This is a genomic window from Sphingomonas sp. OV641 (assembly GCF_900109205.1).
Classification (GTDB): Bacteria; Pseudomonadota; Alphaproteobacteria; order Sphingomonadales; family Sphingomonadaceae; genus Sphingomonas.
Window position 1 is genome coordinate 13113 of sequence record NZ_FNZB01000009.1, and the last position, 18918, is coordinate 32030.

Genomic DNA, 18918 nt, shown 5'->3' on the forward strand with positions numbered 1-18918 from the left:
CGAACCTCAACGTGCGTCGTCGGTGAGCGCCTTCACCACGGCCTGATCGAACTGGCCGGTCTGATTGGGCCGCAAGAGCTGGCGCATGGCGAAGATGTGCGCCAGCGTCGCTTTCTGGAGCTCGCCCATGACGGCGTGGCTCTGGTCGACCGCTGCGGCGACGCGCGGCCCGTTGCCATGCTCGGCCTCGATCGCTTCAGCGAGCCGGGCATTGTTCGCCCGCAATTCCAGCTCGAATGCGCGCCGCTGCACGGCGAAACGCTGCTCCAGCACTTCAAGTCGCGCTTCCTGGTTGGCGTCCAGCGCCAGCTTATGATGCAGCACGTCGTGCAGCTCCGAGCCGGGCTGGGCACGTGGCGGAAGTAGCGCCCGCCCCACGAACACACCGATGATCGCGGCGATGAAGCACGCGACAATGCCAAGCAGAAGGCGGATGCGGCCGCTCATTGCACGCCGACGAGCAGCGTGGAGGGCGCGAGCGGCGACACCGGCCCCAAGGGCGATAGCGAAGCCGCGCTGGCTTCCTTCGCGGGCACACCGGCACCGAAGATGCCCATGACGAGCGCCGCAGCGATCGTCATTGCCCCAACGCCTAAGCCGGCGCGCGCCGCTGGACGTGCGGCGACCCGCGCCAGCACGCGATCTTCCATGCCATCAAGGCTCGCGGGCACGGGTGCTTGCGCCAGCCTCATCAATACTGCGTCGAGGTCCATGTCGTTCACTCCACCCCTCTAGCATGGATTACGCAAGCGACGCGCCCATCCCTCAAATCCATCCGTGAGGGGTGGTCGATCGGGGCGCGTAATGAAGGACAGGAACCCTCCTGTCGAAAGGCCCCCTATGCGCCGCCTATCCGTTCTGACTGCTGCTGCCGCTCTCGTCATGTTCGCCGGAACGGCGAACGCCCATCCTAAGCTGGTGTCGGCATCGCCGGCCGCCAATGCGACGGTCGCGAAGCCCGCTCGTATCGAACTTCATTTCAGCGAGAAGCTGATGCCAGCCTTCTCCAAGGCCGATCTCACGATGGCAGCGATGCCCGGCATGGCAGCCATGAAGATGGCCAGCGCCTCCGCGCTCTCGTCCGATGGCCGGACCCTCGTCATCACCCCGAAATCGCCGCTCCCATCGGGTCGGTATAGCGTCGCGTGGAATGTCGTCTCGACCGACACCCACAAGGTCGCAGGAACCTACGTCTTCGCGGTGAAGTGAGGCGATGGGGGACTGGTCGCTTATCGGCGTCCGCTTCGCGCTCTACGTGACGCTGGCTGCGCTGTTCGGCCTTGCCGCATTCAGCCTTTATGGGCTGCGGGCGCGCGAGCGCGGCGACGCGCTCGCGCTGCGTCCCTGGTTCATCGCCAGCGCTGGCCTGAGCCTGTTGTTTTCAGGCGCCTGGGTCGTGCTGATGGCCTCCTCAATGGCCGGAACGCCGGCCTGGCCGATCGACCGTGAAGCAGTCGGCGCGCTGCTCACCGGCTCTGCGATCGGAGCAGCATGGAAGCTGCGCATGGTCATGGTGGCCCTCGCGGCGCTGGCAGCGCTGGTCGCGGGCGGGCGCGGCATCTGGCTGAGCATCGTCGCGCTCTGCTCGGCCGTGGCACTCGCAACGCTGGCGTGGACCGGACACGGCGCGATGGACGAAGCCGTGATGGGCTGGGTCCACCTCATCGTCGACATTCTCCATCTGATCGCCTCGGGCGCTTGGGTTGGCGCACTACTGGGGCTGCTCCTGCTCGTCTCCCGACCCGCGGCGCGCGTAGACGCGGCGCATCTGGGGCTGACGCACCGCGCGCTGCACGGGTTCGGCGCGATCGGGACGGTTGTGGTCGGCACGATCCTCGTCACCGGCCTGGTCAACGGCTGGATGCTGGTCGGGATCGGCAACCTCGCCACGCTTCCTGCGACGCTCTATGGTCAGCTCCTGATCGCAAAGCTGGCGCTGTTCGTCGCCATGCTAGGGCTCGCCTCGCTCAACCGCTTCCGGCTCACGCCGGCATTCGAGCGGTCGATCGCAGCGGACGATCACAAGGGCGCCCTCGGCGCGCTGCGGACAAGTCTGGCGATCGAAACCGCCTGTGTCATCGCGGTTCTCGGGCTGATCGCCTGGCTCGGGACGCTCGCGCCGCCTGCATCGGCGATGTGATGCGCGGCCGGGGAGCCCTCGCGGTCCCCGGCCGTTCACGGGGCCGCGCCTGATGGATCAGTCGATCCTGCTCGACGAGACGGGGAGGATGCTGGCCGTGGCCGGCCTGATCTGCGTGGTGCTGCTCGTGCCGATGATGATCGTCGGGCTGATAATCAGCATCATCCAGGCGGCGACGTCGATTAGCGAACAGACGCTGAGCTTCGTGCCTAAGCTGATCGCGCTAGGCGTATGTTTGGTGATTTTCGGGAGCGCAGCGACCGAGCTCCTGACCAAGTTCACGGCCGAGCTGTTCGCTGTGATCGCGAGCATGGGCCGTTGATATGCAGATAGCTGCGCGGGCGGGCGACCGCCCGCGCAAGCCCCGCTATGCCGCCATCCGATCGCAGGAATCGGCGCACTTCCGGCACGCTGCCACGCAATCCTCCATGCCGCCCAGGGCCTCGCAGCTCGCTGCGCAAGCCCGGCAGATCTCGGCACACTCGCGGCAGATATGCTGATGGTGGGCGGACTTGCGCGCCATGAAGTCGATCGCAACCGCGCAAATTTGCGCGCAGTCGGCCATGATCTTCATATGCTCGGGCGCGGCGTGCTGGCCGCCCATTTCGAGGCAATGGTTCATCGCCATGTGAAGACAGGTCACATGGCATTCGTGGCAGGCGTCCATGCACGCCTTCATGCCGGGGTCGATCTGGTGCATCGCATTATCTCCGTATGAGCCCCCGCCTGTTCCTAGATACGCGCGCCGCGCGATCACCCCTTGCCGCGATCTCCGTCGTTCGCGGCAAGTTACATGGCCCACCGACCGAACAGCGTCGCAACGATGATGCCCGCGCCAAGCATGATGAGCGTCAACACTGTCATCGCGGCGATCTGAGGTCCGGTCACGCGCGCGCCGGCCGCCATGCCGCTCATCCCTGCCATTGCGTCGTGTCCCATGTCCGGCATCGGCGTGGCCGATTGCCGGTCCGCGCCGACTTCGTGTCCGCCATGCCCCAGCGCGCGCACCGTGCCCATGCCGTGCTTCAAGCGCACGCCAACCAGCCAAAGGTTGATCGGATAGGCGACTGCGAACCCGACGAGTGTCGCCAGCGACATGACGCCCCAAAAGCGGAGCGAGCTGGCGTGCATCGCGGCCATGTCGCGGCTCATCAACACCACCATCGTCGGGATCATGCCGGCCATGACGGCATTCATCGACAGCCATTCGGGGATGAACGACATGCGAAGCGCGCCCCAATAGGAACCGCCCGCCATGTCGCGCATGAAAAGCGCCTGGAAAATCAGCAGTCCGAACGCGAAGCCGAACACATATTCCGCGATCACGTCCTGCCACATCGGCAGGCCGAGCGCCGTGGTGATCGCGGCTGCGGCGATGACGCCGGTTGCATCGCCCGCCATGCAATGGATGGCCGAGCCGAACGCCTGCTTCCAGAGCGGTCGAACGAAATCCTCGTGCCGCTCGTTCGCCGGCTCCTGGCAGGACAGGACATAGGCCGCGGCCATGATCGGGCCACCATAGAGCGTGACCAACAGCCACCCCCATTTCATCACGCGCAGCTCGGGGTTGCGGGTGAAGGCATCCCACGCGACGTAAGCGACCGAAAGGGCGGTCAGCACGAACCACCCGATCAGCACGGCGTCGAGCCAGGGGGCCGGGGATGGCATCGTCACGGCAGCACTCCTCTACATGCTAGAGGATACGCGGCTCTCCGGATCATCCCTTGCGCGGAGCGGGCTAGGCGAGCTTGCTGGAAACGGCCTTGATCGCTTTCAGTCCCGATCCGAACCGCGCGATGGCCTCCCGGTTCTTCTCCAGCTCGCCATAGGGCAGGTAGGATATGTCGAGGTCGGCTACGCGGCTGAACGCGGGCCGCTGCAACTGCGCGCGAACGTCCGTCTCGCGCGCGTCGGGCGCGACAAGGAACAGCCCCGCGGTCGCGTGAAGGTCGCCACCGCTCAAGGCCAGGTCGAGCATCCTGACGATGCCCGAATAGATCGAGGTCGAATGCTCCACCTCGAACGCCGCGGCGACATGATCGCCGGCCTTCTCAAGCCACAGCACGTCGATCAGCCGGATCGAGTCAGCGCCCTTCGACGTCGCGATCGTGTCGGGCAGGCGCTCAAGGCATCCTGCGCCCAAGGGTGATCCGTCGAAGGCGCGGCTGCGGTCGTTCGCGGCGATCCATACGTCATAGCCGAGCGCCAACCCTAGATCGCGAAGCCATGCCTGGATTTCGGTATGGGTGCGCTCGTTCTCGCCCTCGCGCTGAGCGGCCTTGCTGAGCGTGCGCGCTTCCTCGCGCGCCGCCTCAAGCCGCTGCCCCCAGCTCGCCAGCGTCGCGCCGCTCACGTCGAGGGGCGGAGCCGGATAGCGATCGGAGCCGATGTCGAACAACAGACCGCCGATCGCGCCTAAATCATTCGATAGCAGCTCGCGGAAGCGGTCGTTGAGATCGAGGATGCCGGTCCGCATCGCCAGAAAATGCTCCCAGCTCCCGAGCTTCACATTCGCCCCCGTCAGCGCGTTGTAGCCCTTAACGATTGCGGTGTTGAAGGGCGGCACCAGCGTCGGGTGAAGGAAGTAGAGGAGGTTGGCGACCGCCGGACCCAGCCCCTTGATCTTCAAACGGTCGATCGCGTGGATATGGCTGATGATCTCCTCGGCCGTGTCGCAACAGGAACAGGCGTCGAGCAAGCGGCCGAACGCGCGCTGATTGTCGGGGCTCTCGTAAATGTCGGGGATGCGGAGCTTCGGCTTCCAGAGGAACGCATGGTCCGCGCCCTTGAAGATTTGCCGCTGCTCGGCGACGGAATGGACGACGGTTTCGAGCGACGATCCGCGGTAGGCGACGCCGAACGTGCCGCGCTCGATCTCGCCGACAACCTGGGTGATGCCGCGCCGGATTGATCGGAAGTTCTTCAACCGCTCGTCCCAAAGAAACCAGCTCCGATAGGTCGCGCCCTGATCGTCACGCCAGCGGGCAATTAAGCGGCGCACCAGGCCGTCATGGTCGGTGCCAGTAGAAAGACTGTCGATCTGCGCTGCCATATGTCCCCGATTGCCCCCGGCCCGCGTTTGGCGAGCTAGTAATAGACCTAAGCTGCGGCCCTTATGGCGTCGAGGGTGTAGAGCTGGCCCCCGCAATATGAGGGCAACGCCGCTCCCGCGCGTAGATTCAACATACACGCCAGCGGTGCCGACAGGGCCTTGACCCTAACACGGTGTCATACCCTACATGCTCTCGGGTCGAAGGAGTCTTGCCATGAACGACCCTCATTACCATTCCCAAGCCGGGCGTTGCGGCTGTTCGAAGCCTGCGCCTGAATCGGTCTCCACGCCCTCATCCTGTTGCGGGGGCGGCTCGGCCGCTCCCGCAAAGATCGAGCACGAACATCATCACACCGAAGCGGGCGGCTGCTGCTCGGGCAGTAAGGACAACGATGCCGCAGCAGCAGTGATCGACGCGGTGTGCGGCATGACGGTCGATCCCGCAAAAACGACACACCATGCCGAGCACGCTGGTCATGCCTATCATTTCTGTAGCGCAGGGTGCCGGAGCAAGTTTGTCGCCAATCCTGACGCCTATCTGAGCGATAAGCCGAAACCGGAGCCGATGGCGACGCCGGGGGCGATGTGGACGTGCCCGATGCACCCGCAAATTCGCCAGGAAGGGCCGGGAACTTGCCCAATCTGCGGCATGGCGCTCGAACCCGAAGAACCGTCGCTCGACGATACTCCCAACCCTGAGCTGGTCGACTTCACGCGCCGACTGTGGGTGGCGGGCGCGCTCACGATCCCGCTGCTCGTCGTCTCGATGTTCGCGGAAATGTTAGGCCTGCATGTGGTTAGCCCTGCGGCCTCGCCTTGGGTCCAGCTCGCACTCACCGCGCCGATCGTGCTGTGGGCGGGCTGGCCGTTTTTCGAGCGGGGGTGGACATCGCTTCGTACCCGCCATCTCAATATGTTCACACTGATCGCGATCGGCGTAGGTGCCGCCTTCCTCTATAGCGTGGTCGCGACGCTCGCGCCGGGCATCTTCCCAGCGACCTTCCGCACGCATGGGAGCATGGTTCCCGTCTATTACGAGGCGGCCGGCGTCGTGGTGACACTGGTGCTGCTCGGGCAAGTGCTCGAACTGCGCGCTAGGGCGGCGACAGGGCGCGCGATCCGCGCTCTCATGGATCTCGCCCCCAAGACGGCGCGACGCTTGCAGCCTGACGGTTCTGAAGAAGAAGTCGGGCTTGCCGACGTGGCAACCGGTGACCGGCTGCGGGTCCGCCCCGGTGAAGCCATCCCGGTCGATGGCGTCGTGGTCGAGGGTCGTTCGTCGGTCGACGAAGCCATGCTCACCGGCGAACCCGCGCCGGTCCTCAAGGAAGTCGAGGCGATCGTTACCGGGGGCACCGTCAACGGGACGGGCAGCCTGGTGATGGAAGCCCGCGCGGTTGGTTCGGACACGATGCTCGCGCGTATCGTCCGCATGGTCGCGGAAGCGCAGCGAAGCCGCGCCCCGATACAGGCGGTCGCCGATCGGGTTTCAGGATGGTTCGTGCCGCTCGTCGTGCTGATCTCGATTGCGACCTTCATCACTTGGTCGCTGGTCGGCCCTGAGCCGCGCATGGGCCATGCCCTGCTTAACGCCATCGCAGTGCTGGTGATCGCCTGCCCGTGCGCGCTCGGGCTCGCCACGCCCATGTCGATCATGGTCGGCACGGGACGCGGCGCTCAGGCCGGCGTGCTGGTGAAGAACGCGGAAGCCTTACAGGGGCTGGAAAAGGTCGATACCCTTGTCATCGACAAGACGGGTACGCTCACGGAAGGCAAGCCCAAGCTGATCGCGGTCGAGACGGTCAGCGCGGTCGGAGAGAACGACATGCTCGCGCTTGCCGCGGCCGTCGAAGGCCAATCCGAACATCCGCTCGCGCACGCAATCGTCGTTGCCGCCAAAGAACGAGGATTGCAGCTCGGCACAGTCGCGGACTTTGCCTCGCAAACCGGGCTGGGTGTCAGCGCCACGGTGGGCGGCCGCTCGGTCGTGATTGGCAATGCGGTGCAAATGAGCCGGATCGGCGCTGATCTCAAGCCGGTCGACGCCGCGGCCGATCGTCACCGTGGCGAAGGCGCGGGCATCATCCTCGTCGCGATCGACGGGGCGCTCGCCGGTCTGCTCGCAGTCGCCGATCCGGTGCGCGCATCGGCGCGCGACGCTATTGCCGCGCTTCGCAAGGAGGGCCTGCGGGTCGTCATGCTCACCGGCGACAATCGTGGGACGGCCGATGCTGTCGCGCGCGCCGTGGGCGGTCTTGATGACGTGCGCGCCGATCTGCTGCCGGAAGACAAGGCGCGTATCATCGGCGAGCTGAAAGCGAGCGGCGCAAGGGTCGCAATGGCGGGCGATGGGATCAACGACGCCCCGGCGCTCGCCGCCGCGGATGTCGGCTTGGCGATGGGAACGGGAACAGACGTGGCGATCGAAAGCGCCGGCATGACGCTCACGCGCGGCGATCTCTCGGCGATCGTGCGCGCCCGCAAGCTCGCTCGCGCGACGATGCGAAATATCCGCCAAAACCTGTTCTTCTCGTTCTTGTTCAACGGAATCGGCGTGCCGGTTGCGGCCGGCGTGCTTTACCCGGTTGCCGGTATCCTGCTGTCGCCGATGCTGGCCGGTGCAGCGATGGCGCTCTCGTCCTTCACCGTGGTCCTGAACGCACTGCGGCTCAACGCGGTAAAGCTGTGAACATCGGAGCGGCGTCGGACGCCAGCGGCGTCTCCCAACGCATGATCCGCCACTATGAAAAGATTGGTTTGGTGCCCGCGCCGCCACGGCGCGGGAACTACCGGGACTACGCCGACGCTGACGTTCATCGGCTGCGATTTATCGCCAACGCGCGCGACCTGGGGTTCCCGATCGAGGAAATCCGCACGCTGCTGGGGCTGTGGTCGGATCGCGATCGGTCGAGCGCGGAAGTGAAGACGCTGGCGGAAGCCCGCGCTGCCGAACTGGGCCGCAAGGTCCGCGTCTTGGACGCCATGCGCCGCTCGCTTACCGGGCTCGCCCAAGCCTGTCATGGCGATGATCGGCCTGATTGTCCGATCATCGAACGCTTGGCTGAATAACTTGCGCGGCTAACTTTTACTCCACTTGAGCGTGATCGTGCGTCGCACCGTTTCACGCGTTTCGCGCTGCGGCTTTGCCGCACCCCTCGATCGCCGCGCGGTTGGCCGTCACGATCCTGTCGGCCCCGACGATGGCGCGGAACGCGGTGGGACTGGCGCTCTGGATCATACGCTGCCCGGCTTCCCAGCGGGGCAAGTCGAGCGTCCGCGCCGCCATGCGCTCGGGCCATTGCCAGCTCGCCGGTGCGATCTCGCGCGCGACCAGGCCCGGCACGATCGCCCATGCGAGGATGCCGGCCGCCACCCCACCCAGGGCAAACCATAGCTGCCGATTCTTCTGGTCGGCGCGTGTCCATGCGGACCCGGCGATGGCGCGAAGATCGGCCATGATGCGGGCCTTGTCCTCGCCCGCCTTGGCGAGCGCCGCCTGATCCTCGCGCCGGGCGGCGCTGCCCGCCGCGGCGATGCGCTGCGCCATCTGCTCCGGCGTCATCGCCAGCGCCGGGGCCGCTTTCAGGAATTGGCCGATGCGCGCGACGTTCTCGCCTGCCGTGTTCACGTTCTGCTGGAGCACGCCAAGCGTCTCGGTATGGTCGGGTATGTCGATCGCCGCGCTCGGCCGCCAAGCCCTCCACGGCGCAGCGCCAGCTCGCCGCGCATGGCCTCGAACGCCTCGGCCGCGCCTGCTCCGCCCTGATCGTCCTCGTTCGTCACCTGTCGTGAGCCTGCAACCCGTGATATTCCTCCGAGTTAATCAAAGGAGACCCAACAATCACCGGACCGGTCATGCCTAAGACACCACACACGAAAGGCCCGGACGAAACCCTTTCTCTCCTCGCCGATCCCTATCGGTTCATCTCCAGGCAGTGCCAGCGCCTAGGCGCAAACGCTTTTGAATCCCGTTTCCTGCTGAAAAAGACCAACTGCCTTAAGGGGGCCAAGGCCGCCGAAATCTTCTACGATACGACCCGCTTCGAGCGCGAAGGTGCCATGCCGGTCGCTATTCAGAAGACACTGCTGGGCCAAGGCGGCGTTCAGGGTCTGGACGGCGAGACCCATCGGCACCGCAAGCAGATGTTCATGGGCCTGATGACACCAGAGCGCGTGCGGGCGCTGGCGCAATTGTTCGAGGCCGAGTGGCGCAGGGCGGTGCCGGGCTGGACGCGCAAAGGAGAGATCGTCTTCTATGACGAGTTGCATGAGCCGCTGACGCGAGCGGTATGCGCTTGGGCGGGAGTTCCTCTTCCGGACGATGAAGCCGGCAACCGCGCGGGCGAGCTGCGGGCGCTGTTCGACGCCGCCGGCTCGGCGAGCCCAAGGCATCTTTGGTCACGGCTGGCCCGTCGTCGCGTCGACGCATGGGCGAAGCGGATCATTGAAGGCATTCGGGCCGGGAGCATCGGCTCGGGCTCGGGGACCGCGGCTTACGCGATAGCCTGGCATCGCGACCGGCACGACGATCTTCTTTCGCCGCACGTCGCAGCGGTCGAACTGGTAAATGTCCTTCGCCCGACCGTCGCGATCGCAGTGTACATCACCTTCGTCGCCCACGCGCTGCAAACCTGTTCAGGGATCAGGGCGGCCTTGGTTCAGCAGCCGGACTATGCCGAGCTCTTCGTCCAAGAGGTCCGCCGATTCTATCCCTTCTTTCCCGCTGTGGTGGCGCGCGCGAGCCAAGATTTCGAGTGGGAGGGGATGGCCTTTCCGGAAGGGCGTCAAGTGGTGCTAGACCTTTATGGGAGCAATCACGACGCAGCGACCTGGGCCGACCCCCAGGAGTTTCGCCCTGAGCGTTTCAGGGCTTGGGACGAAGACTCCTTCAACTTCATTCCGCAGGGCGGCGGCGATCACTATCTCGGCCATCGCTGTCCCGGCGAATGGATCGTCCTCGCGATCATGAAGGTGGCGGCACACCTCCTCGTCAACGCGATGCGCTATGACGTACCGGACCAAGACCTGAGCATCGATTTCGCCAGGCTGCCAGCGCTTCCGAAAAGCGGCTTCGTGATGCGCAACGTCCACATAGGTGGCTAGGGCCGCGTGCCGTGGTGATGGTGATCGGCTCCGTTATCGACCGTTTGCGCGAGTACGGGGTGCGATGCGACATCTACGCAGTCGAATGTTGGTTCAGCAAGTCGATCACGGCGCACCTCGCCGCCCCGTCGCCTTCGCAACGGTCGATGGTCGCAGCCAGCAGGCTTTCTAGTTGCGCCAGATCCTCCATCTTAGCGCGCACACGCTCTAGATGGTGAGCCGCGATCTCGCGGACCTCACTGCATGACGCCTGCGCAGAACCGCCAAGAGACAGGATCGCGCGCACCTCGGCCGGGGAGAAGCCGAGTTCGCGCGCGCGACGGACGAACCCAAGTGCGCGGACGTGACCGGTCCCATATACCCGCCGCCCGCCGCTTGTGCGGGGTGGCGTTGCGAGAACACCAACGCGCTCGAAGTACCGGATCGTCTCGATATTCACGCCAGTCCGGCGAGACAGCTCGCCGATCGTGATGCTTTCCTCAACGCGCATATATTGCTTGCTCCTGTAGTCACTACAGGATGCATAACGGGCTAACCCGCTAGAGGCGATAGATGAACCAAGAGACCATCCCGCGTGAACCCCTAGGCGCACCAACGTCACGACGTCGCGCCGACACGGGGCTATCCGCCCTCGGCGCGCTTGCGAGCTTAGCCGCTGTTCTAGCTGCGGCGTCATGCTGCGTCCTGCCCCTCGCACTCGCGGCGCTCGGCCTGGGGGCGGGCCTGTCCAGCAACTTCGCCGCGCTGATACCACTACGGTGGCCGCTAACGGCGACCTCCCTCATCGGCTTGGCTGCTGGGTGGTGGGCCTACGCGCAGCGGCGGAGGTCCTGTGCTGGGGACCGGTCCTGCACAATGCCGCTGCCCTCGCGCGCGACACCTATCCTGCTCGCGATTGGAACGGTTCTGACGCTTATCGCGTTCGCCTGGGACCTCCTAGAAGCGCCGCTGATGAACGCGCTTTCCTGATGCAGCTCACCTCAACCCTGACCTGTCCCAAATGCGGCGGGGTGGCCACCGAAAGGATGCCCACCAACGCCTGCCAATTCTTCTATGATTGCCGGCATTGCGCGGTGGTGCTGCGGCCCCTGGCTGGCGACTGCTGCGTGTTCTGCTCATTTGGCGATGTCCCATGCCCTCCGATCCAGGAAGCGAAAGCAAACGGGACTGTGGCGGGCTGCTGCGGGTGAGGCGATAGCTTCACGTTTCTTCGTGAACTGGGGTCCTGCTCGCCAAGGTCGCGCAAGCGAAATTGCCTACTTCGGTCTTATTCGACCGGTTCCTGACCTGCCTCAACTGCTCATTTTCGAGAGGGCATTTGAACAGGATAGCATTTCGGGCGCTTCAAAAACCCTTGCTCCTCCAGTTGCTAGAGCATGTAACCGCAATTTGCTCTCCTGCGGACGGGGGGCTGGAGGTGGCTTTTTGACGGCCCGTGTTGAAGCAATCGGTATGTCTCGACGCTCATTAGTGGCGCGGTTGGTGGCCTGTGGAACCGGCTTGGTGCTCGGTTCTCCAACGCTCGCGCGACAGACTTCCCGGTCTGCGGCCTCGTGGAACTTCGGCGCGGCTCACCTCGAATGGGAGCCGCTGGAAGTCGGCACGGGTGATACCCTCCTTGTTTCGGCACAAGTGCGCGGAGTGCCGGCGCGGGCGGTGCTCGACAGTGGCAGCGGCGCGTCGATCATGAGCACGGCGCTCGCGGCGAAGCTCGGCTTGAACAATGGTGAGCGGCGCATGATTAGCGGGCTGAGCGCCAAGGCCCCGGTGCTGCTGGTCCGCGACATCGACGTACAGCTCGCCCGCGAAACCCGTCGCTTACCCTTTGCCGTTGTTGGTGATCTGAGTTCAGTGTCGGCGGCCTTCGGACGACCGATCGACGTTCTCCTCGGTGCCGATATGTTCACGGGCAGCTGCATCGCGCTCGATTTCGCGAACAGGCGTATGGCGGTCGTCAAGTCAGGCACGTTTCTCGCCGGCCCCGACTGGCGCGCTGTCGCGCTCGGACGCGGTGCCAAGCAGGAGCTGTTCATCCGGGCCTCCGTCGAGGGCCTGTCTCCCGTGCCCTTGATGATCGATCTTGGCAGCTCGGCCGCGCTGATGCTCTCGTCGGCCTATGCCCGCGATCAAGGGCTGTTGAACGGGAAGCTCGTCTCGACCGCGGCGATCGGCGGCGTCGATGGTGTGCGTATCAACGATGCTTTCACGATCCAGAACATCAACATCGAAGGGCTTGGCGTCTCGAACGTCCCCACACTCGGGATGAGAGCTTGGCTCTCCACCAGCACGGTTGGCAATGTCGGCCTACCGCTGATCGCTCAATTCGACGTGGTGTTCGACGTGACCGCCGGATTCGTGTGGCTCCGGCCACTCGGTCCTCGTCGTCGCCTGCCGATGCTGAAGGACCGTAGCGGCCTTGGCCTCGCAGCCTCACCAACGGCGCTCACCGTTGTTCATGTGGCGGCGAACAGTCCCGCGGAAAAGGCTGGCTGGGCGGTCGGCGACCGGATCGTGGCGGTGAACGGCCATTCGATCGATGCGAACTATACGCGTGGGGAGCTCTGGCAAGTGCGCTCCCGGCCTGCTGGCACCCTCGTAAAGCTGACGATGGCCTCGGGTGATGTGCGCGAGCTCAGGCTGGCCGATTATTATTGATCGGCTTGAGGGTGGCCTTTGCCGATCGCCTTCATGATCCGACAATCGGCCATGCGCGCCTTGGTGCAGCTCTGGCTGAGCATTGCCAACTCATCCCGCAACACCGCGAGTTGCGCCAGTCTCTCCTCCACATCCTTGAGGTGCTGAGCAGCGATAGCTGAGGCGGCACCACAATCCTGGTCCGGGTTCTGCGCCAGCCCCATCAACGAACGGATCTCGTCGACGGAGAAGCCAAGCCGGCGACCGTTGCGGATGAAGTGCAAACGCTCAATGTCACTGGCATCGTAGGTTCTGCGACCCGACGCCGTGCGAGGGGCGGATCGGAGCAACCCGATCGACTCATAAAAGCGGATCGTCGTCACCTTCGTCGAGGTCTCGCTGGCGAGCTGCCCAATCATCACCGGCTTCATCATGCCATCCTTGCTTATGCGAACGTGTCGCACATTTCGCTTGCTTCTACAGCGACTGGAGGTGGTAAGGAAGGCCGCATGAATGCTTCTACCGAAAGCTGCGGGTGCCACGGGGAGCCCGCGCGCGCGCAAACCGATCCGGCCTATCGCCGTGCGCTGCTGACCGTCGTGGTGCTCAACCTCGGCTTCGGAGTCGCCGAGCTGTTCGGCGGGTTCATCGCCGATAGCCAAGCGCTGAAAGCGGATTCCCTCGATTTTCTCGGGGACGGGTCGATCAGCCTTATCGGTCTTCTCGCGCTTGCCTGGTCCGCACGGGCGAGGGCAAAGGTCGCGCTGACGCAGGGGTTGTTTCTCGGTGCGCTTGGCGTGGGCGTAATCGGTTTCGCGATTTGGCGCGCCCTGAACGCAACCGCGCCGGATGCCGAACTGATGGGCACAATCGGCGTTGTCGCGCTCGCGATCAATGTCGTGTCCGCCTTGGTGCTTGCGCGTTTCCGGGAAGGGGACGCCAATGTTCGCGCGATCTGGCTGTTCAGCCGCAACGACGCGCTCGCCAATGTCGCGGTGATCGCCGCGGCCGGTCTGGTGGCGTGGACAGGAAGCGCCTGGCCGGACCTCGCCGTCGCCGGCCTCATCGCCCTCCTGTTCCTCCACTCCGCTTATGAAATCGTCACTGGCGCTCGGCGCGAACTGGGAGAGCGGTAGTGCGTCTGCTCACCTTGATCCGGGCAATGCTCTCGCTGCGGCTGCTCGCCGCGCTCGCTGCGCTGCTGATCCCTGCTGCGGCATTCGCCGAACCCGGCGACGTGCAAACCGCATGGCGGCTGCTCGACTATATGGCCGTCGATTATGGAGGCGCGGTCGCGAACGGTCGGATCAAGAGCGCGTCGGAATACGCCGAAATGAATGAGTTTGCCGCGTCGGTCTCGACACGGCTTCAAGGCCTGCCGGCGAAGCCGGAGCGCCAAGCCCTCATTCAGCGGGCCGCCAACCTCCAAGCGGTAATCGCGGAAAAGGGATCGACTGAACAGGTGGCAACACTGGCGCACGGGCTCGCGGCCGATCTGCTGCGCGCCTACCCGGTGCCGCTCGCGCCCGATAAGGCTCCGAACCTCGTCTCCAGCGATGCACTGTTCCGACAATCCTGCGCGTCCTGCCACGGGATGACGGGCAACGGCCGTGGCCCTGACGCCGCCAAGCTCGCTACGCCCCCGATTGCTTTCACCGATGCCGAGCGCGCGCGCCAGCGCAGCGTGTTCGCGCTCTATCAGGTGGTGACGCAAGGCATCGACGGGACCGCGATGCAGAGCTTCGCCGATCTGCCCAACGATCAGCGCTGGGCGTTAGCATTCCGAGCCGGGAGCTTCGCCTTCACGGATGCGCAGGCGCGCGACGGCGAGCGGCTTTGGAAATCCGACCCGACCCTTCGCCGGCGCATTCCGGACCTGAAAACCCTGGTCGCGCTCACCCCGGCCGCGCTCGGCGCGGCGATCGGCGACGCCAAGGCTGACGCCGTGCTCGCGTTCCTGCGTCGTCATCCCGAACAGGTGATACAACAGGCTCCCGGCTCGCTCGCGGTCGCCCGCGCCAAACTCGCCGAAAGCGTGGCGGCTGCGCGGCGCGGCGATGCGCGCATGGCGAAAGAGCTGGCGCTGTCGGCCTATCTCGATGGGTTCGAGCCGATCGAGCCAACACTCACCGCGCGCGACGCGACGCTGATGGGTCGAATCGAGGGCGCGATGGGGGAGTTCCGCGCCTCGATCGACCGGGGCGCGTCGCCCGATGATCTCGCGGAGAAGGTCGCAGTACTGGGCGGCCTTTTCGACGATGCGGAAGCGGCGCTCGCGCCTGATGCCGCCACCGAAGCGTCCACGTTCCTGGGCGCGTTCACGATCCTGCTGCGTGAAGGGCTCGAAGCCCTGCTCATCGTTGTCGCCATGATCGCGTTCCTGCGTAAAGCCGAGCGCGGCGAGGCGCTGCGGTACGTGCATGGCGGCTGGGTCAGCGCGATCATCGCGGGCGGGATCACCTGGGCGGTCGCCACCTATGCGATCGGGATCAGCGGTGCGAGCCGGGAGCTGACGGAAGGGTTTGGCTCGCTGTTCGCCGCGGTCGTGCTGCTCTCGGTCGGGATTTGGATGCACGGCAAGGCGCAGGCCGATCAGTGGCAGCGCTATATTCGCGAGAAGATGTCGCGGGCGCTCTCGGGCGGGTCGGGCTGGTTCCTGTTCGGGCTGGCGTTCGTCGTAGTTTATCGCGAGGTCTTCGAGACGATCCTGTTCTATGCCGCGCTTTCGGCGCAAGGTGACAACGGGATGCTTCTCGCGGGGGCCGGGTCGGCGATTGGACTGCTCAGCCTGATCGCTTGGGCCATGCTTCGCTACAGTCGCAAGCTGCCGATCGCGCAGTTCTTCCGCTATAGCTCCTGGCTCATGGCGGTCCTGACCGTCGTGCTGGCGGGTAAAGGCGTCGCCGCGCTCCAGGAAGCCGGCCTTATCAACATCGCACCGCTCGCGGACGTGCCACGGCTGTCGATGCTCGGCGTGTTTCCCACTTGGCAATCGGTGCTGGCGCAACTCCTGATGGCGGTCGCCATTGCGGTCGGGTTCGCCTGGAACGGGCGCGACCGATCCCGCTCGGGTTCCGGCTCAGTGACCCTTGGTTCGAATTAGTGCAATGACATGAAAACCCTTCCGTGATAGAGGCAAGCTAGTGCGAGCCTTTTTGCCTTTCCTGACATGCCTGATGCTGGTCCTGACCAGCTTCTCCGGCATGGCCCATGCCGCCGATCTGGCGGGGGGAAGCATCGCGGGCGTTGAGTTCACGGTCCATACCGCCGGTGACATCGATCAGGTGCCATCGGACTCGGACAAGAATGTCCCGCATCATCACAATTATTGTCACGGACACGACGTCGGCGCGCCTGCGCGCACGACGATGGAATATACCCCCGTCCTCACAGTGCCCAAGCCGACAATCTCCGCCTCTGCGTCGCTCGACGGCCGCACCGGCATGGTCCATTTGAGGCCCCCCCAAGCCTGACGTCCGATTTGGGCGTGCGTTGGCGCGCCCCTGTCGATCATCGTCAGGAGTCCTATTTTCATGAATCGTATCCTCGCGGCCATGCTGGCCGCAGCGTCTTGCGCCACGATGGCGCAGGCGCAGGTCGGACCGTCCGCGCCTGTTGCGCAGGATGCGCCGGTCTACACGCTTGACCAAGCGGTCAGTGCAGCGGGCGGTTCGGCCCCTGCTGCGGAAGCGGCGACAGCTGGAATCGACGCGGCCCGTGCAGGTCGCACAGTCGCCGGCTTGCGGCCCAATCCGGTGGTTCAAGGCCAAGTCGAGAATGTCATCGGCTCCGGGCCGTATCGGGGGGTCCGCAGCGCGGAAACCACGGTCGGCTTTGCGATCCCGATCGAGCTAGGCGGCAAGCGCGGCGCCCGCGTCGCGGTCGCCAATGCGCAATTGTCCCGGGCCGAGATCCAGGCCGCGATCATCGCGGCGGATGTCCGGCTTCAGGTAACGCAGCTCTATGTCGAAGCGGTCGCGGCCGATCGCCGGGTAATGACAGCCCGCGATCAGGCCCGGATCGCCAGCGATGCGCTGCGGGCCGCGAGCGTTCGCGTGCAGGCAGGGCGGGCATCGCCACTCGAGCAACAGCGCGCGGATGTCGCGCGTATCAATGCCGACGCCAATGTGGAGCGGCAGCTTCGCTTGGCCGAGGCGGCCCGCGCCAATCTGGCGCGTCGGATCGGACGGCCGATCGACGGCCTGCTCGATGACACGCTGCTCGATCGCCTTCCCGATGTGAACGTCTATGGGCCGTTGGCACCGGTCAACACGACCGGCACACTCGCGCTGGCGGCAGCCAACGCGGATTTCTCCATTGCCGAAGCCGGCGTGCGGCTCGCGCGCGCCAATCGCGTGCCTGACCTGAACGTCGGGCCGTCGATCCGCCGCCTGGAAGCGACCAACGACATGGCGGCGGTGTTCAGCGTGTCGATCCCGATCCCGGTGTTCAACAATGGTCGCGCCGCGATTGCGCAGGCGACCGCGCAGCGGACCCAGGCGGATGCGCAGCGCCGCGTGACCGCGCTCGACATCGAACAGGCGATCACGGACGCGCAGGCGCAGGCGGCCAATGCCGCAACGACGGCTCGTGCGGCGTCGGGGCCGGCGCTGGCGGCTGCACAGGAGGCCGCCCGCATCGCGCGGATCGGCTATCGCGAGGGCAAGTTCGGCCAGCTCGAATTGCTCGATGCTGAACGCACGCTCGCCGAAACGCGGGTCGCCGCGATCGACGCGCTTGCCAATTACCAGAATGCCCGCGCGCAAGTGGAGCGACTGACCGCTCGTGCGCCCAATGGGGGGAATCAGTGATGAAGAGCTTTTATCTCGCGGGCGCGGCGTCGCTCGCCCTGCTCTTGGCTGCCTGCGGCGGCAAGGATGGCGGAAACGAGGCAACTGCCGAAGGCGCAGCTGCCAATGAGACGGCAGCGGGCACGGAAAAGGGCGGTGCTGAAGGCGGTCATGCCGGTGAAGGCGTCGTCACATTGGGTGCCGACCAGATCGCCACAGCGGGCGTCCAGGTCGGACGGCCGATCATCGGCGGGGCCGGGACGATCGAGCTGCCCGCGATCATCGAGGGCGACCCACAGGGAACGCAGGTCGTCTCGGCCGCAATTGCGGGACGCGTGGTCGCGCTCACCCGTAACCTCGGCCAATCGGTCGGACGCGGCCAGACCATTGCGGTCATCGAAAGCCGCGAGGCGGCGCAGATCAAGGGCGAGGTCGAGGCGGCGCGGGCGCGGCTTCAGCTCGCTAATTCGAACCTCGCGCGCGAACAGCGGCTGTTCGCGCAGAGAGTCTCCCCTGAACAGGATCTGATCGCCGCCCGCACAGCGGCGACGGAGGCGCGGATCGCCCTGACGCAGGCGCAGAGCATGGTTTCGGCGGCGGGTGTCGGCGGCGGCGGGCTCAACCGGCTCGGCATTGCCGCGCCGATCTCGGGCCAGATCATTGCGCGCCCCGTGACGCTGGGACAAACGGTCGCGGCGGATGCCGAACTCTATCGCATCGCCAACCTGAGCCAGGTGTCGATCGCGCTTAATCTCAAGCCCGAGGATGCGGGCCGGGTGCGTCCCGGCAATACGGTGCTGGTGAAGGCGGCAGGCCGTCAGGCGACCGCCCGCGTGACCTTCGTGTCGCCGGCGCTTGATCCGCAGACGCGGCTCGTGCCTGCGCTCGCCACCCTCGACAATCGCGGTGGCGAATGGCGGGTCGGCGAGCCTGTGACGGCAGCCGTGCAGCTCACGGGCAGCGGCGGGAGCGGGGCGGTCCGCGTGCCGACGACGGCGGTCCAGAGTTTCGAGGGCAAGTCGGTCGTGTTCGTGCGCACGCCCACCGGCTTCAAGGCGACCCCGGTCCAGCTCGGCGATGCGTCGGGCGACACGGTGATCGTCCGGTCGGGCCTGACCGGCAACGAACAGATCGCCACCACCGGAAGTTTCACGCTCAAGGCCGAGATCGGCAAGGGCGAAGCGAGCCACGAGGATTAA

22 protein-coding genes are annotated in these 18918 nt (G+C 65.6%); 14 read left to right on the forward strand and 8 right to left on the reverse strand.

What is annotated here, in order from left to right; translation table 11 throughout:
- Positions 1–6: 6 nt before the first annotated feature.
- Together BMX36_RS19280 and BMX36_RS19285 are read right to left on the reverse strand one after the other, a co-directional pair.
- Entirely contained in the window at positions 7–447 is a 441-nt protein-coding gene (locus BMX36_RS19280; RefSeq protein ID WP_017980786.1) for a periplasmic heavy metal sensor, read from the reverse strand.
- Complete coding sequence (locus BMX36_RS19285) at positions 444–713, reverse strand: hypothetical protein (RefSeq protein ID WP_020486670.1); 270 nt, start codon at positions 711–713, stop codon at positions 444–446. The genes BMX36_RS19280 and BMX36_RS19285 overlap by 4 nt, the downstream gene beginning before the upstream one ends.
- 127 nt (positions 714–840) lie before the next feature.
- Here BMX36_RS19285 and copC point away from each other — a divergent pair, with 127 nt between their 5' ends.
- From copC to BMX36_RS19300, 3 genes are read left to right on the forward strand one after another with little or no spacing between them, the layout of a single operon-like run.
- Positions 841–1209, forward strand: coding sequence for a copper homeostasis periplasmic binding protein CopC (copC, locus tag BMX36_RS19290; protein ID WP_020486671.1), 369 nt, complete (start codon positions 841–843; stop codon positions 1207–1209).
- Positions 1210–1213: 4 nt separating this feature from the next.
- Entirely contained in the window at positions 1214–2140 is a 927-nt protein-coding gene (copD, locus tag BMX36_RS19295) for a copper homeostasis membrane protein CopD (RefSeq protein ID WP_017980789.1), read from the forward strand.
- A gap of 52 nt (positions 2141–2192) precedes the next feature.
- Entirely contained in the window at positions 2193–2462 is a 270-nt protein-coding gene (locus BMX36_RS19300) for a flagellar biosynthetic protein FliQ (protein ID WP_017980790.1), read from the forward strand.
- A gap of 45 nt (positions 2463–2507) precedes the next feature.
- Here BMX36_RS19300 and BMX36_RS19305 read toward each other — a convergent pair whose 3' ends face one another.
- The 3 genes from BMX36_RS19305 to BMX36_RS19315 form a co-directional block, all read right to left on the reverse strand.
- Positions 2508–2840: a four-helix bundle copper-binding protein gene (locus BMX36_RS19305; RefSeq protein WP_017980791.1), complete on the reverse strand. Its 333-nt coding sequence runs from the start codon at positions 2838–2840 to the stop codon at positions 2508–2510.
- Positions 2841–2929: 89 nt separating this feature from the next.
- Entirely contained in the window at positions 2930–3808 is an 879-nt protein-coding gene (locus BMX36_RS19310; RefSeq protein WP_017980792.1) for a DUF4396 domain-containing protein, read from the reverse strand.
- A 70-nt stretch (positions 3809–3878) separates the two neighbouring features.
- Entirely contained in the window at positions 3879–5192 is a 1314-nt protein-coding gene (locus BMX36_RS19315; protein WP_017980793.1) for a hypothetical protein, read from the reverse strand.
- A 331-nt stretch (positions 5193–5523) separates the two neighbouring features.
- Here BMX36_RS19315 and BMX36_RS19320 point away from each other — a divergent pair, with 331 nt between their 5' ends.
- Together BMX36_RS19320 and cueR are read left to right on the forward strand one after the other, a co-directional pair.
- Positions 5524–7881 carry a heavy metal translocating P-type ATPase gene (locus BMX36_RS19320; RefSeq protein ID WP_371262954.1) on the forward strand — a complete coding sequence of 786 codons (2358 nt, stop codon included), beginning with the start codon at positions 5524–5526 and terminating at the stop codon, positions 7879–7881.
- A complete protein-coding gene (gene cueR, locus BMX36_RS19325) occupies positions 7878–8261 on the forward strand; it encodes a Cu(I)-responsive transcriptional regulator (RefSeq protein WP_017980795.1) in 384 nt (127 codons plus the stop codon). Before BMX36_RS19320 ends, cueR begins: the two co-directional genes overlap by 4 nt.
- Before the next feature lie 52 nt (positions 8262–8313).
- On the opposite strand, the gene BMX36_RS19330 is transcribed toward cueR, so the two are convergent.
- Positions 8314–8835: a DUF6118 family protein gene (locus BMX36_RS19330; RefSeq protein WP_017980796.1), complete on the reverse strand. Its 522-nt coding sequence runs from the start codon at positions 8833–8835 to the stop codon at positions 8314–8316.
- 212 nt (positions 8836–9047) lie between these two features.
- On the opposite strand from BMX36_RS19330, the gene BMX36_RS19335 reads away from it, so the two are divergent.
- Entirely contained in the window at positions 9048–10295 is a 1248-nt protein-coding gene (locus tag BMX36_RS19335) for a cytochrome P450 (RefSeq protein ID WP_017980797.1), read from the forward strand.
- A 73-nt stretch (positions 10296–10368) separates the two neighbouring features.
- Here BMX36_RS19335 and BMX36_RS19340 read toward each other — a convergent pair whose 3' ends face one another.
- Entirely contained in the window at positions 10369–10785 is a 417-nt protein-coding gene (locus tag BMX36_RS19340; protein WP_017980798.1) for a MerR family transcriptional regulator, read from the reverse strand.
- 62 nt (positions 10786–10847) lie between these two features.
- Between BMX36_RS19340 and BMX36_RS19345 the strand changes: the two genes are divergently transcribed.
- The 3 genes from BMX36_RS19345 to BMX36_RS19355 all read left to right on the forward strand — a co-directional run bounded on the left by BMX36_RS19345 (position 10848) and on the right by BMX36_RS19355 (position 12950).
- Positions 10848–11264, forward strand: coding sequence for a mercuric transporter MerT family protein (locus BMX36_RS19345; RefSeq protein WP_017980799.1), 417 nt, complete (start codon positions 10848–10850; stop codon positions 11262–11264).
- On the forward strand, positions 11264–11485 hold the full coding sequence (locus BMX36_RS22335; RefSeq protein ID WP_081609171.1) for a GDCCVxC domain-containing (seleno)protein: 222 nt from the start codon (positions 11264–11266) through the stop codon (positions 11483–11485). Before BMX36_RS19345 ends, BMX36_RS22335 begins: the two co-directional genes overlap by 1 nt.
- A gap of 262 nt (positions 11486–11747) precedes the next feature.
- Entirely contained in the window at positions 11748–12950 is a 1203-nt protein-coding gene (locus BMX36_RS19355; RefSeq protein WP_081614886.1) for an aspartyl protease family protein, read from the forward strand.
- Here the strand turns inward: BMX36_RS19355 and BMX36_RS19360 are convergent.
- Complete coding sequence (locus BMX36_RS19360; protein ID WP_007406847.1) at positions 12944–13363, reverse strand: MerR family transcriptional regulator; 420 nt, start codon at positions 13361–13363, stop codon at positions 12944–12946. The genes BMX36_RS19355 and BMX36_RS19360 overlap by 7 nt on opposite strands.
- Positions 13364–13438: 75 nt before the next feature.
- Here BMX36_RS19360 and BMX36_RS19365 point away from each other — a divergent pair, with 75 nt between their 5' ends.
- The 5 genes from BMX36_RS19365 to BMX36_RS19385 all read left to right on the forward strand — a co-directional run bounded on the left by BMX36_RS19365 (position 13439) and on the right by BMX36_RS19385 (position 18918).
- On the forward strand, positions 13439–14065 hold the full coding sequence (locus tag BMX36_RS19365; protein ID WP_004212870.1) for a cation efflux transmembrane domain-containing protein: 627 nt from the start codon (positions 13439–13441) through the stop codon (positions 14063–14065).
- Positions 14065–16032: a cytochrome c/FTR1 family iron permease gene (locus BMX36_RS19370; RefSeq protein ID WP_066651687.1), complete on the forward strand. Its 1968-nt coding sequence runs from the start codon at positions 14065–14067 to the stop codon at positions 16030–16032. Before BMX36_RS19365 ends, BMX36_RS19370 begins: the two co-directional genes overlap by 1 nt.
- A gap of 73 nt (positions 16033–16105) precedes the next feature.
- The gene (locus BMX36_RS19375) at positions 16106–16402 is read left to right on the forward strand and encodes a hypothetical protein (RefSeq protein ID WP_007406840.1); all 297 of its coding nucleotides are present in this window, start codon (positions 16106–16108) and stop codon (positions 16400–16402) included.
- Positions 16403–16462: 60 nt separating this feature from the next.
- Positions 16463–17740, forward strand: coding sequence for a TolC family protein (locus BMX36_RS19380; RefSeq protein WP_013039111.1), 1278 nt, complete (start codon positions 16463–16465; stop codon positions 17738–17740).
- A complete protein-coding gene (locus tag BMX36_RS19385; protein ID WP_004212877.1) occupies positions 17740–18918 on the forward strand; it encodes an efflux RND transporter periplasmic adaptor subunit in 1179 nt (392 codons plus the stop codon). The genes BMX36_RS19380 and BMX36_RS19385 overlap by 1 nt, the downstream gene beginning before the upstream one ends.